Source organism: Wenyingzhuangia aestuarii (genome assembly GCF_011927765.1).
Classification (GTDB): Bacteria; Bacteroidota; Bacteroidia; order Flavobacteriales; family Flavobacteriaceae; genus Wenyingzhuangia; species Wenyingzhuangia aestuarii.
Map to the genome: position 1 here is coordinate 1 of NZ_JAATJG010000017.1, position 14,010 is coordinate 14,010.

At 31.9% G+C, this 14,010-nt stretch carries 14 protein-coding genes; 10 read left to right on the forward strand and 4 right to left on the reverse strand.

Annotated features, from left to right (window positions below; all coding sequences use genetic code 11):
- Positions 1 to 169: 169 nt before the first annotated feature.
- Positions 170 to 751 carry a MarC family protein gene (locus tag GGR97_RS13825; protein WP_167899124.1) on the forward strand — a complete coding sequence of 194 codons (582 nt, stop codon included), beginning with the start codon at positions 170 to 172 and terminating at the stop codon, positions 749 to 751.
- Between the two features lie 76 nt (positions 752 to 827).
- Here GGR97_RS13825 and GGR97_RS13830 read toward each other — a convergent pair whose 3' ends face one another.
- Both GGR97_RS13830 and rimK read right to left on the reverse strand, forming a co-directional pair.
- Complete coding sequence (locus GGR97_RS13830; RefSeq protein ID WP_167899125.1) at positions 828 to 1,745, reverse strand: 3-keto-disaccharide hydrolase; 918 nt, start codon at positions 1,743 to 1,745, stop codon at positions 828 to 830.
- A gap of 93 nt (positions 1,746 to 1,838) precedes the next feature.
- Positions 1,839 to 3,212, reverse strand: a complete 1,374-nt coding sequence (gene rimK, locus GGR97_RS13835) for a 30S ribosomal protein S6--L-glutamate ligase (RefSeq protein ID WP_167899126.1) — start codon at positions 3,210 to 3,212, stop codon at positions 1,839 to 1,841.
- A 300-nt stretch (positions 3,213 to 3,512) separates the two neighbouring features.
- Here rimK and hisG point away from each other — a divergent pair, with 300 nt between their 5' ends.
- The 9 genes from hisG to GGR97_RS13880 all read left to right on the forward strand — a co-directional run bounded on the left by hisG (position 3,513) and on the right by GGR97_RS13880 (position 11,915).
- Complete coding sequence (hisG, locus tag GGR97_RS13840) at positions 3,513 to 4,370, forward strand: ATP phosphoribosyltransferase (protein ID WP_167899127.1); 858 nt, start codon at positions 3,513 to 3,515, stop codon at positions 4,368 to 4,370.
- Between the two features lie 97 nt (positions 4,371 to 4,467).
- Positions 4,468 to 5,751, forward strand: a complete 1,284-nt coding sequence (gene hisD, locus GGR97_RS13845) for a histidinol dehydrogenase (protein WP_167899128.1) — start codon at positions 4,468 to 4,470, stop codon at positions 5,749 to 5,751.
- Between the two features lie 89 nt (positions 5,752 to 5,840).
- Positions 5,841 to 6,884 (forward strand): histidinol-phosphate transaminase, encoded by a 1,044-nt coding sequence (gene hisC / locus GGR97_RS13850; RefSeq protein WP_167899129.1) that lies wholly within the window; start codon positions 5,841 to 5,843, stop codon positions 6,882 to 6,884.
- 97 nt (positions 6,885 to 6,981) lie between these two features.
- Complete coding sequence (hisB, locus tag GGR97_RS13855) at positions 6,982 to 8,121, forward strand: bifunctional histidinol-phosphatase/imidazoleglycerol-phosphate dehydratase HisB (protein ID WP_167899130.1); 1,140 nt, start codon at positions 6,982 to 6,984, stop codon at positions 8,119 to 8,121.
- A gap of 80 nt (positions 8,122 to 8,201) precedes the next feature.
- Entirely contained in the window at positions 8,202 to 8,783 is a 582-nt protein-coding gene (gene hisH, locus GGR97_RS13860; RefSeq protein ID WP_167899131.1) for an imidazole glycerol phosphate synthase subunit HisH, read from the forward strand.
- 48 nt (positions 8,784 to 8,831) lie between these two features.
- Complete coding sequence (gene hisA / locus GGR97_RS13865) at positions 8,832 to 9,557, forward strand: 1-(5-phosphoribosyl)-5-[(5-phosphoribosylamino)methylideneamino]imidazole-4-carboxamide isomerase (protein WP_167899132.1); 726 nt, start codon at positions 8,832 to 8,834, stop codon at positions 9,555 to 9,557.
- A gap of 72 nt (positions 9,558 to 9,629) precedes the next feature.
- A complete protein-coding gene (hisF, locus tag GGR97_RS13870) occupies positions 9,630 to 10,385 on the forward strand; it encodes an imidazole glycerol phosphate synthase subunit HisF (RefSeq protein ID WP_167899133.1) in 756 nt (251 codons plus the stop codon).
- 195 nt (positions 10,386 to 10,580) lie between these two features.
- Positions 10,581 to 11,174 (forward strand): bifunctional phosphoribosyl-AMP cyclohydrolase/phosphoribosyl-ATP diphosphatase HisIE, encoded by a 594-nt coding sequence (gene hisIE, locus GGR97_RS13875; protein ID WP_167899134.1) that lies wholly within the window; start codon positions 10,581 to 10,583, stop codon positions 11,172 to 11,174.
- Positions 11,175 to 11,258: 84 nt separating this feature from the next.
- Complete coding sequence (locus GGR97_RS13880) at positions 11,259 to 11,915, forward strand: protein-L-isoaspartate(D-aspartate) O-methyltransferase (protein ID WP_167899135.1); 657 nt, start codon at positions 11,259 to 11,261, stop codon at positions 11,913 to 11,915.
- Here GGR97_RS13880 and GGR97_RS13885 read toward each other — a convergent pair.
- Positions 11,899 to 12,387, reverse strand: coding sequence for an acyl-CoA thioesterase (locus GGR97_RS13885; protein WP_167899136.1), 489 nt, complete (start codon positions 12,385 to 12,387; stop codon positions 11,899 to 11,901). The genes GGR97_RS13880 and GGR97_RS13885 overlap by 17 nt on opposite strands.
- Before the next feature lies 1 nt (position 12,388).
- Positions 12,389 to 13,939 (reverse strand): T9SS response regulator signal transducer PorX, encoded by a 1,551-nt coding sequence (porX, locus tag GGR97_RS13890; protein ID WP_167899137.1) that lies wholly within the window; start codon positions 13,937 to 13,939, stop codon positions 12,389 to 12,391.
- Positions 13,940 to 14,010 lie beyond the last annotated feature (71 nt).

Consider the following 14,010-nt stretch of genomic DNA (forward strand, 5'->3'; position numbering starts at 1 on the left):
CGAGTACCTTTTGAAAAGCGAGTAAGGAAAGCACGACCCTTCCAAAGCTTTGGTAGGGGAATGCCCTAAAATAACTCTTATAATGTGTATGTTTTGAAATTATGAATTAGTACTATAACTAATGGTTAGGAATTAATTATTGCGTAAATTTATTTCTAATATATGTTACATGGGATTACACTTTAATTTTAAGGAAATAGTTACTGCAACTATGGTTTTATTTGCGGTAATTGATATTATAGGGAGTATTCCCATTATTATTGATTTGCGTAAAAAAGTAGGACATATTCAGTCAGGAAAAGCAACGATTGTTTCTGCTATTATTATGGTTTTATTTTTATTTGTTGGAGATAAAATACTTGGGTTAATAGGAATTGATGTGAATTCCTTTGCTGTTGCTGGGGCTTTTATTATTTTTTTCTTAGCGATTGAAATGATTTTGGGTGTTTCTATTTTTAAAGATGAAATATCAGAATCTACTTCTATTGTTCCTTTAGCTTTTCCATTAATAGCTGGTGCTGGTACTATGACAACTTTAATTTCTCTAAGAGCTGAGTATCATGTTGAGAATATTGTGATTGCTATTATGGTTAATAGTATTTTTGTCCTTTTTGTATTGAAGGCTTCTAAAAGAATTGAAGCTACATTAGGTACGGTTGGACTTAGTGTATTAAGAAAAGTTTTTGGAATTATTTTGTTAGCGATAGCTGTGAAATTGTTTGCAACGAATATTAATCAGTTATTAAATTAGGATACTATTATGTACATAAAAAAAGCTCATTTAAATTCATAAAATGAGCTTGTCTATAATTATTTAGATTTAACAATTAGTATTCACAATCTGTGTTATTTTCTTTTATGTAGTATGATTTGTAATTTTTAGCTTTAGGATCTTTACAGCCACAAAGGTTTAATAGTTTGATGTTTTTAAAGTCTACAGGTTGACTTTCTGCCTGCAGTGCAATATAACCTTGGGTTATAATTTCTTTTGTTTTTTGCTCCCATTTGTTTTGATTCATTCCCCATTTTTCCCATCTTTCTCCTCGTTTTTTCTTTTTAGTAAAGGTTTCTCCTATTTGAGGTTTTTTAAATTTTAATACGGTATCATTTTCAATTATAAAAGTCATAGATTCTCCTCCCTTTACAATAGCTTCGGCATGAACCCATTGGTTTCCATTATAAGTTTTTGAATTTGAGTTTATGCAATGTTTATAATCTACTTTATTATTATAAGTTAAAATAGTTCCAGGAGTACATACATTGGCTGTAGGTCTTTCTTGATTATTATTTAATCCACCTAAAAGTTGAAATTCTATAGATACTGGAAAGTTTTGGTTGAATTCGTTACTTTCTGCAGATTGTGAATGTAACATAACTCCACTATTTCTATTGTTAGAGGTAGAACCACCTTTTGTTTGTGTACCTGTAAACCTATAATCAAACACTAATTTGTAATATGAGTAGGGAGTTTTGTAATATAGGTGTCCAAATTTATTATCAAAGTTTTCATAATCATCATAAACAACGCGTAACATATTGTTTTCTGCTCTAAATGTGTTTTTGTAATTATGATTTAATTTTTCTCCAGTAAATTTAATATCCCAATCGTCGAGATTTTTTCCGTTAAATAGTTGAATCCAATCTTCTTTTTGACTAATAGATTCTTTGGTTTTTATGGATTTACAACTTGATATTACAAGAAGTATTAATAAAAAGGAACTACTAAGTTTTAAGTAATGTGTCATTTTATAAGTTTATAAAGCTAAATATATAGAAAATAAAAACTCCTTTAAGTACAAACTGTACTTAAAGGAGTTTTTATAGGATAGAAAAGAAATTTAAATAGTTACATATTTTAATTTTTTTTCTATTGCTTGAATAATGTTTCCTGCAATGTCTTTACCAGTTGCATTTTCAATTCCTTCTAACCCTGGAGATGAGTTTACTTCTAGTAAAAGAGGTCCTTTGTTAGAGCGAATTAAATCGACTCCTGCAACAGGTAGATTTAAAATTTTAGCTGATTTTAAGGCTAGTTTCTTTTCTTCTGAAGAAATTCTAACAATAGAAGCGGATCCTCCTTGGTGAATATTAGCTCTAAACTCCCCTTTAGCTGCAGTTCTTTCTATAGAAGCAACTACACGACCATCTACTACAAAACATCTTAAATCTTTACCATTAGCCTCTCTAATAAATTCCTGAACCAAGATATTTGCGTTTAAACTTTTAAAGGCATTAATTACAGATTCAGCTGCTTTGTTAGTTTCGGCCAAAACAACTCCTTTTCCTTGCGTACTTTCTAATAATTTAATGATTAATGGAGCTCCACCTACCATGTGAATTAAATCTTTAGTATCTAATGGAGATTTTGCAAACCCAGTAGTAGGAATGTGAATATCGTTTTTAGAGAACAGTTGAGATGAAAACAATTTATCTCTAGATGATGAAATAGATTCAGCTTCGTTTAAACAATATGTCCCTAAAGATTTAAACATTCTAAGTAAAGCACAACCATAAAAAGTCATACTTGTTTTAATACGTGGAATCACAGCATCAAAATCATTAATAACATTTCCTCCTCTATATCTAATTTCTGGAGTAGCAGTATCTAATTTCATGTAACATTGTTGCACGTTTAAAAAGACCATTTCATGACCTCTTGCACGACCAGCTTCCATTAATCTTTTGTTAGAATACAATTCTGGATTACTAGCTAGTACAGCTATTTTTAATCCCGATTTTTTCATCACAAAAGTTTCGTATTTTTTGTCAATTTCTTCATCAGGAATATTTCCCATTAAAAATTCTTCAGAAGGATTTACAATCATTCTGTTTTCCATAGCTTGTCTACCTAATAACATTTTAAATTCCATGTTATCTCTATCGGCTAAGGTCAATTCTATGTCCCAAGTTTCATTCCCCATGGTTACTGGAGAAGAAATTACGTATCGTTTTTCAGGAATACCAGATGAACTTTTAATAATTCTAGTCGCTATTATTTTAGATTCACATTCTATAGAAATACTTCTGTTTTCTGTTAGAGGTTGAATATAAAAACGTACCCAGTTTTCTTTGTTTTTTTTATATGTTGTGATATCAGTAGCTTGTATAGATGATGTTTTAGCACCAGAATCTACTCTAGCTTTGATAGCAGGAATATTTAGTTTGTCAAAATGACACCATTCTTTATTTCCTACAATAGTTAACTCACTCATGAATATTTATTTTTTTTCGAATGTAAAGGTAATCATATGTTGTTTGTGTTACCTCAATATTAAATTTAAAGATAGCTTATTTTCTTTATTTTAATGCTTTTATAATCATATTGAATTGCTATATTTGTCACAGAAATTAAGAACATGAATTCAATTAAATTACATCATCATCACATCCAGTACTGCGCTTAAGCGAGTTGGAAGGACTATGTTGTAATTAGAACATATTTTTCAAACCCGTTTGAGCTATCTCGAACGGGTTTTTTTATTTTAGAAATTGATTATAAACTATATATACCAATGAGCACGTTAAAAATTGCCATTCAAAAATCTGGAAGATTAAATGAAGATTCTTTACAACTTTTAAAAGAGTGTGGAATTTCAATAGATCATCGTAATGCACAGTTAAAAGCTACAGCAAGAAATTTTCCATTAGAAGTTTTTTATTTAAGAAATGGTGATATACCTCAGTATTTAGAAGATGGTGTTGTTGATATTGCTATTTTGGGAGAAAATACATTAATTGAAAAAGGTGATAATTTACCAATAGTAGAGCGTTTAGGTTTTTCTAAATGTAAAGTTTCTTTAGCGGTGCCTAAGGATGTTGAATATACTGGACTTTCTTATTTTGAAGGGAAACGTATTGCTACTACTTATGTAAAAACTTTAGATAAATTTTTAAAGGAAAAAGGAATTTCAGCATCTTATCATCAAATTGCAGGATCTGTAGAGATTGCTCCAAATATTGGTTTGGCTGATGGTATTTGTGATATTGTAAGTTCTGGAGGTACATTATTTGCTAATGGATTAAAAGAGGCAGAGGTAATGTTTTGGTCAGAAGCAGTGTTGACAAAATCACCTGTTTTATCGACTGATAAACAAGCTTTGCTAGATAAACTACAATTTAGAATTCAATCTATTTTAAAAGGTAGAGCGTTTAGATATGTATTGTTAAATGCTCCAAATAATAAGGTTGATGAGATTATTAAAGTAATTCCAGGAATGAAATCTCCTACGGTTTTACCTTTAGCTCAAGAAGGGTGGAGTTCTATACATACGGTAATTCCTAAAGATAAATTTTGGGAAATATTAGATGAGTTAAAAGCTTTAGGAGCAGAAGGTATTTTAACAACGGAGATAGAAAAAATGGTATTATAAATTAGTACAAAGTACAGAGTACAGAGTACAAAGTATTAAGTAAAATAGTCTAAGATAAATTGAAGACTTTGTACTTAATGCTTAATACTTATAACAAATGAAAACATACAATAATCCAGCAAAAAATACATGGGCAAGAATAACCCAACGTCCGGCTAAAGAGGCTAATACGTTAGGTACTACTGTAAAAGCTGTTTTTGATGATATAAAAGAGAAGGGAGATGTTGCTTTAAAACAATATACTCAAAAATTTGATGGAGTTACTTTATCAGATTTAAAAGTTTCTCAGCAAGAAATAGACGATGCAATTCCTTTGGTTTCACAAGAATTAAAGGATGCTATTGTATTGGCTAAAAACAATGTAGAAAAATTTCATACTTCTCAAAAAATTGAGAAAAAAATAATTTCTACCGTAAACGGTGTAGATTGTTGGCAAGAAATGAAACCTATAGAAAAAGTAGGTTTGTACATTCCTGGAGGTTCAGCTCCTTTGTTTTCTACTATTTTAATGTTGGGAGTTCCGGCAAAAATAGCAGGAGCAAGTAAAATAGTCTTGTGTACACCACCATCAAAAGATGGAACTATCCATCCAGCAATTTTGTTTGCTGCCCAACTAGTAGGTGTTACAGAAATCTACAAATTAGGAGGGATTCAAGCTATTGCAGCGATGACCTATGGTACGGAATCTGTCCCAAGTGTGTATAAAATATTTGGACCAGGAAATCAATTTGTAACCGCAGCAAAACAATATGCTTTAACACAAGGTTTGGCTATTGATATGCCTGCAGGACCTAGTGAAGTAATGGTTGTTGCAGATAAAGATGCCGATGCTAGTTTTGTGGTAGCAGATTTATTATCACAAGCAGAACACGGTGCGGATAGTCAGGTAATTTTAGTTACCGCTTCTCAACAATTAATTGATGAAGTTCAAATAGAATTAGACAAACAATTGGCTGAGTTGCCAAGACAAGAGGTAGCTACCTTGGCTATTGAAAACTCTAGTGCTATTTTAATAGATAGTATTGCAGATCAAAATGAATTGATTAATGCCTATGCTCCAGAACATTTAATTTTAAATGTATTGAATGAAGATGTGTATTTAAGTGAAATTGTAAATGCTGGATCTGTATTTATTGGACCTTTAACTCCAGAAAGTGCGGGTGATTATGCTTCGGGAACCAATCATACTTTACCTACGAACGGATACGCTCGTATGTACAGTGGTGTGAATTTAGATGCATTTACGAAGAAAATTACCTATCAAAAAATAACAAAAGAAGGAATCTTAAACATAGGACCTGCTATTGAATTGATGGCTGCAGCCGAAGGTTTAGATGCTCACAAAAATGCAGTAACCTTAAGATTAAAGAGTTTGAAATAATTAGTACAAAGTACAAAGTACGGAGTACAGAGTATTTAGTAACAAAGAAACTTAGGAATTTGTACTTAATACTTAATACTAATTGAATTATGAGTTTCGATTTAAAAAATATAATCAGAGAAAATGTAGCCAATATGAAAGCTTACTCTTCGGCAAGAGATGAGTTTACTGGAACTACAGATGATATGGTTTTCTTAGATGCGAATGAAAATCCGTTTGAAAATGGAGTTAATCGTTATCCGGATCCCATGCAAAAGACTGTAAAGTCTGAATTGGCAAAAATTAAAGAAGTTGCTCAAGAAAATATTTTGTTAGGAAATGGTTCTGATGAAGTCATCGATTTAATTTTACGTGCTTTTTGTGAACCTAAAGAAGATAATATCATCACTTTGCCACCTTCATACGGAATGTATGATGTGTCGGCAAATTTGAATAATATCAGCATTAAAGAAGTTCCTTTAAAAGAGAATTTTCAACCTAATGTTGCTAAAATATTAGAAACAGTTGATGCCAATACCAAAGTGATTTTCTTGTGCTCTCCAAACAATCCATCAGGAAACTTGTTTGATTATGCCAATGTAAAAGCTATTGTGGAAGGTTTTAACGGATTGGTGGTTGTAGATGAAGCTTATATAGATTTTGCATCGGAACCAAGTTGGGTGACACGTTTAGAAAAACATCCGAATTTAATTGTAAGTCAAACCCTATCTAAAGCATTTGGTATGGCAGGAATTCGTTTGGGAGTTTGTTATGCATCTGCCGAAATTATTGCTGTATTAAACAAAATTAAACCTCCATACAACGTTAATGAGTTAACACAGCAAAAAGCTTTAGAACGTTTGTTGGCATATGAAGATGTACAAGAAGAAATTGAGGCTATTTTGGTAGAACGTGACAATTTAGAAATTGCGTTAAAAGAGGTTTCTTTTGTGGAGAAAATATATCCAAGTGATGCCAATTTCTTGTTGGTAAAAGTAGATGATGCTACAAAGCGTTACACTCAACTAATAGAAAAAGGAATTGTGGTACGTAATAGAACCACTCAAGTATTGTGTGAAAATACCTTACGATTTACGGTAGGAACTATTAAAGAGAATATTGCCTTAATGAAGGCGTTAAAGGAGATTGAATAGTACTGAAAAAGTACAGAGTACAAAGTAGTTAGTACAGAGTTTTTTGTTGTTAAAATATACTTATTACTCAGTACTTTGTACTAAATACTAAAAGAATATGAAAAAAGTTTTATTTATAGACAGAGACGGTACCCTTTGTATTGAACCGCCTGTAGATTATCAATTAGATAGTTTAGAAAAGTTAGAGTTTTACCCAAAAGTTTTCCGTTACCTAGCAAGAATTGCTGAGGAATTGGATTACGAATTGGTGATGGTAACCAATCAAGATGGATTGGGAACAGATTCTTTTCCAGAAGATACATTTTGGCCTGCTCAAAACAAGGTGATTCAAGCTTTTAAGAACGAAGGAGTAGAATTTGCTGCTGTACATATAGATAAAACTTTTCCGCATGAAAATGCTGAAACTCGCAAGCCTAGAACAGGTTTGTTAACGCAGTATTTTGATAAAGAAAAATACGATTTAGAAAATTCTTTTGTGTTAGGTGATAGAATTACCGACATGGAATTGGCTAAAAATTTAGGAGCTAAAGGAATCTTTTTATCAGAAAATCCTGAATTGGGTGCTGATGAAGTAGAGGCTGATGTAAAAGCAATTCAAGATTGCATCGCTTTAACTTCTACGGACTGGAAAACTATTTATGAATTTTTAAAATTAGAAGATAGAGTTTCAGAAATCACAAGAAATACCAACGAAACTAAAATTTACATCAAACTAAATTTAGATGGTTCTGGTAAAAATGATATTTCTACAGGAGTAAAATTCTTTGACCATATGTTAGATCAAATTGGTCGTCATGGTTCTATGGATTTAACGGTAAAAGTAGATGGAGATTTAGAGGTTGATGAACATCACACTATAGAAGATACCATGATTGCTTTAGGAGAATTGTTCCATAAAGCCTTAGGAAATAAATTAGGAATAGAACGTTATGGATTCTGTTTGCCAATGGATGATTGTTTGGCACAAGCTGCTGTAGATTTTGGAGGAAGACCATGGATTGAGTGGGATGCTGAATTTAATCGAGAAATGATTGGAGACATGCCTACCGAAATGTTTTTCCACTTGTTTAAATCGTTTACAGACGGAGCCAAATGTAATTTAAACGTAAGAGCAGAAGGAAAAAACGAACATCACAAAATTGAAGGGATTTTTAAAGCTTTTGCAAAAGCAATGAAAATGGCTGTAAAACGTGATGCGAATAAAATGTTTTTACCAAGTACGAAAGGAGTATTATAGAAAACAGTAGTTAAGAATTTAAGAAGTTAAGAAGCTACTTAACTCCTCATTTCCTTAACTCCTTAACTACTAAAATAAATATGAAAATAGTAATTATAAACTACGGAGCAGGAAACATACAATCTATCCGATTTGCCATTGAGCGATTGGGATACGATGCTATTTTAAGCAACGATGTTGAAGAAATAAAAAGTGCAGATAAAGTCATCTTTCCAGGAGTGGGAGAAGCAAGTTCTGCCATGAAAATGTTAAAAGCTACCGGGTTAGATACTGTAATTCCAACCTTAACACAACCTGTTTTAGGAATTTGTTTGGGAATGCAATTGATGTGTAAATATTCTGAAGAAGGAGATACCACAGGATTAGGTGTTTTTGATGTAGACGTAAAACGTTTTGAGAACATTGTAAAAGTCCCTCAAATAGGATGGAACCAAATTAGCGGTTTGGGATCTAAGATTTTTAACAATGTTAAAGAAGGTGCTTACATGTATTTGGTACACAGTTATTATGCACCTTTAACTAAAGAAACTATTGCGACTACGGAATATGGGATTCAATACTCTACAGCATTGCAAAAAGCTAATTTTTACGGAGTGCAATTTCACCCAGAAAAAAGTAGTACAGACGGAGCTCAGATATTAGAGAATTTTTTGAATCTGTAGTTGTTTGTTTTAGCAACCAGAACGAACAACGAACAACGAACAACGAATATGAGAATTATACCAGCCATAGATATTATTGACGGACAATGTGTTCGTTTGTCTAAAGGAGATTACAATACTAAAAAAGTATATAATGAAAACCCTTTAGAGATTGCCAAGCAATTTGAAGCTCACGGAATAGAGCATTTACACTTGGTGGATTTAGATGGAGCCAAAGCAAGCCATATTGTAAATCATAAAGTTTTAGAACAAATAGCAACGAAAACAACCTTAAAAATTGATTTTGGTGGTGGTTTAAAAACCGATGAAGATTTAAAAATAGCTTTTGAATCTGGAGCCAATCAAATTACAGGAGGAAGTATTGCAGTAAAAAATGCAGCTGTTTTTAAAAGTTGGATTGCAAAATTTGGAGCAGATAAAATTATTTTAGGAGCCGATGCAAATAATGAAAAAATTGCAGTTAGTGGTTGGTTAGAAGAATCTGATGAAGATTTGATTCCTTTTATTCAAGGATATCAAAAAGAAGGAATTCAATATGTAATTTGTACAGATATTGCTAAAGACGGAATGTTACAAGGTCCTTCTTTTGATTTGTATGAAAAAATATTAAAAGAATGTCCTAAAGTAAAATTAATTGCAAGTGGAGGAATTTCTACTTTTGATGAATTACCAAGATTAAAAGAATTAGGATGTGAAGGAACCATTGTTGGAAAAGCGATTTACGAAAACAGAATCAGCTTAAAACAATTGGAAGATTTTATTATAGGAAAGTAACAAGTATGAAGTAAAAAGTAACAAGAATTTAGAAGTCTTGCTACCTGTTACTTGATACCAGATACCAAAATTATGTTAGCAAAAAGAATAGTTCCTTGTTTGGATATAAAAAACGGACGTACTGTAAAAGGTGTCAATTTTGTAGATTTGCGTGATGCAGGAGATCCTGTAGAATTGGCAAAAAAATATGCAGCAACAGGAGCAGACGAATTGGTGTTTTTAGACATTTCTGCAACTGAAGAACGTAGAAGAACTTTGGTGAATTTAGTAAGAGATGTAGCTGCACAAGTAAACATTCCGTTTACCGTAGGTGGTGGAATATCATCTGTAGAAGATGTTGATATTTTATTGCAGAATGGAGCTGATAAAGTTTCTATCAATTCATCAGCAGTAAAAAGACCACAATTAGTGAATGAGTTGTCTCAAAAATTTGGAAGTCAATGTGTCGTAGTTGCTATTGATGCCAAAAAGATTGATGGAGAATGGATTGTGCATTTGGTAGGAGGTAAAGTTCCTACAGAGTTGAATTTATTTGACTGGGCAAAAGAGGTTGAAGAAAGAGGAGCAGGAGAAATTTTGTTTACTTCTATGAATAACGATGGAACCAAAGATGGTTTTGCCAACGATGCTTTGGCTCGTTTGTCAGAAGAATTAAACATTCCTATTATTGCAAGTGGTGGAGCCGGAAATGTGCAACACTTTATAGATACTTTTAAAGATGGAAAAGCAGATGCCGCTTTGGCAGCAAGTGTGTTTCATTTTCAAGAAATTGAAATTCCAGATTTAAAACAAGAGTTAAAAAAACAGGGAATTCCTGTAAGGTTATAAATAGATTTTCTAAAACATCTCGACTCCGCTCGATGAACTTTTTAGAATATTTACGATAAATATAACAGTGAAGAGTTTGGTTAAACTGTAAAAACTGTGGTAAAATAATAAAATTGATTGTCATTTTGAATTGCTATGGTCATCGAGCGTAGTCGAGATGAAAAATATAGAATTCGATAATAAAACATAAATCAAATGGAAATTAAATTTGACGAAAAAGGACTAGTTCCTGCAATTATACAAGATGCTGAAACTAAAAATGTATTGATGTTAGGATACATGAATCAGGAAGCATTTGATAAAACGTTAACGACTAATAAAGTTACTTTTTACAGCAGATCTAAAAAAAGATTGTGGACCAAAGGAGAGGAAAGCGGAAACTTTTTAGAACTGGTTTCAATTAAGAATGATTGTGACAAAGACACCTTGTTAATTCAAACAAAACCCGTTGGGCCTACGTGTCACAAAGGAACAGATACATGTTGGGCAGAAGAAAATACAGAGAATTTTGGTTTTTTATCTACGTTAGAAAATGTTATCACAGAGCGTGTAAAAAACAAAGATGTTCAAAAATCTTATGTAGCTAGTTTATTTGCCAAAGGAATTAATAAAGTAGCTCAAAAAGTAGGAGAAGAAGCTGTAGAAACAGTAATTGAAGCTATGGATAATAACGATGAATTGTTTTTATACGAAGCAGGAGATTTGTTGTTTCACTATTTAATGTTGTTACAAGCAAAAGGATTTACCTTAAAAGATATTACGGCTGAATTGAGAAAACGTCAGAAGTAAATTGTTTATAAATAGTACATTCAAGCCCTAGAAAATTTATTTTCTAGGGTTTTTGTTTTTTATATTTGTGTTCCTATTGCAACTATGAAAGATACATTTAAACATCAAGGATTAAGAAACAGATTGATTACTGTTTTACAAACTAAAGGGGTTACAGATCACGCTGTGTTATCTGCTATAAAAACAATTCCAAGACATTTGTTTATGGATTCTAGTTTTGAGGAATATGCTTATCAAGATGTGGCATTTCCTATTGCAGCAGACCAAACTATTTCTCAGCCTTATACGGTAGGTTTTCAGTCTCAGTTGCTAGAAATTAAACCAGGTGAAAAAATATTAGAAATAGGAACGGGGTCAGGTTATCAAACAAGTGTATTGGTAAGCTTAGGGGCTCATGTGTACACTATTGAAAGACAGCAGGAGCTGTTTAAAAAAACACAGTTGTTATTGCCTAGGCTAGGATACAAGCCTAAACATATGTATTTTGGTGATGGTTACAAAGGGTTACCACAATTTGCCCCTTTTGATAAAATTATAGTGACTTGTGGAGCTCCATTTTTACCGAAACCTTTATTAGCACAATTAAAAATTGGAGGACGAATGGTAATTCCGGTAGGGGATGCTCAACAAATGATGACTTTAATTACTCGCAATTCTGCCAAAGAATTTGACAAGCAAATTATTGAAGAATGTGCTTTTGTACCAATGCTTACGGACAAAAGTCTTAAGAATTTTTCTTAATTGTTCTTATATTTCTTTCTCGTTCATCAAAAGTAGTTTCGGGTACGGGTAAAACTACTTCATTAAATAGTTCCATCAATTTAGAACTATGCTCTCTGGTGGTGTTTTTCTTTAAATCTATATGAACAAAGGTCATCCAAGCAATAGCTTTTAACTTGTCTTTCTTTTTGTTAAACATTCGCATTTCTACCTTCATATGTTTTTTAGAAAACTCTATAGTTTGAGACTCAAAAGCAATTTCTTCCATAGTGTAAACCGGTAGAATATAAGCAAGCTGGGTACTAGAAACTACCCAGCCAATATGCTCTTCACGAATCATTTTAAAAATATCAATACCATAAGCGTTTAACACGTGATCTTCTCTTTGATTGATAAAATAATCAATATAACGACCATTGTTTAAGTGGTTAAAAGGATCACAATCTTGAAAACGAATTTTGGTACTGCTGGTTAATATTTTTGGTTTTTCCATGTTAATTTTTGGGATTAAAAACGGCACAAGGAATAATCATTTCTTCTAAGGATATTCCTCCGTGTTGGTAAGTGTCTTTAAAATATTTTGTATAGTGATTTTGATTGTTGGGATACACAAAAAACAAATTGTCTTTGGCAAAAACAAAAGAACTGTTCATGTGTTCTTGTGGTAAAAAAATCTGTTTAGGATCGTGTTCTGCATACACATCTTTTTCTTGGTACGTAATGCTTCGTCCTGTTTTGTATCTTAAGTTAGAGGCAATGGCTTTGGTTCCTATAACTTGTGTAGGTTTGCTACAGTTAATGGTACCGTGATCTGTAGTTAAAATTAATTTGGCATTGTCTTTTTGCGCTTTTTTAATCAATTCTAACATAGATGAGTTTTGAAACCAAGTTTCGGTTAAAGCTCTGTAAGATTTATCATCAGAAGCTAGCTCACGAATAACTTTGGTGTCTGTTTTGGCATGAGATAGCATATCTACAAAATTAAAAACAACCATGTTAAACTTATTGTCTTTGTATTGATTGTAATTACTCAAGAGCTCTTTACCTGCTTTTTGATTACTTATTTTATGATAAGAAAAAGAATAATCTTTCTTTAATGTTTTTAATTGACGTTTTAAAAACTCTTCCTCGTGCATGTTTTTACCACCTTCATCATTTTCACCCAACCAAATATCTTTATGTTTGGTAGCCATTTCTAAAGGAGTTAATCCAGAAAATATAGCATTTCTTGCATAATGTGTTGCGGTAGGTAAAATGCTGTAAAAAGGAATTTCATCTTGTTTTTTATAATGATTAGATATAATTCTTTCAATCATTAAATATTGATCATAACGAAGGTTATCAACCACAATAACTAAAGATTTTTCGGCACTTTCTATTTCGGGTAATATTACTGTCTTAAATAATTGATGTGATAAAATAGGAGCATCATCATCATAAAACCAATCGGCATAATTCTTTTTAATAAACTTAAAAAATATTTGATTGGCTTCTTGTTTCTGACTTTCTAAAATTCCTAACAATCCGGCATCATCTATATTTTCCAATTCTAATTCCCAGTGCACTAGTTTTTTGTAAACATCTACCCATGCTTCGTGAGAATTTACAGAAGCCAATTCCATAGATATTTTTCTAAACTCTTGTTGGTAATTAATAGTTGTACGCTCACTAATTAATCTATTGTGGTCTAAGTTCTTTTTTAAACTTAATAGTATTTGGTTAGGGTTTACAGGTTTAATTAGATAATCGGCAATTTTAGAACCAATAGCCTCTTCCATTAAATATTCCTCTTCACTTTTGGTAATCATTATAATAGGAACATTAGAAACTATATTATTAATTTCTGTTAAGGTTTCTAACCCCGATAAGCCAGGCATGTTCTCGTCTAGAAAAATAACATCGTAGTTGTTTACTTTTACCAAATCCAATGCATCGGCACCGTTAGTACAAGGAGTAACTTGATAGTTTTTTTTCTCTAAAAAAAGAATATGAGGTTTTAATAAGTTGATTTCATCATCAACCCATAAAATTTGAATTTTATTCATGAGGCAAGAATATGTTAATTACTAACTATAAAGGAATTAGATTTTTATATTTGTGGTACACTAAAAGTACA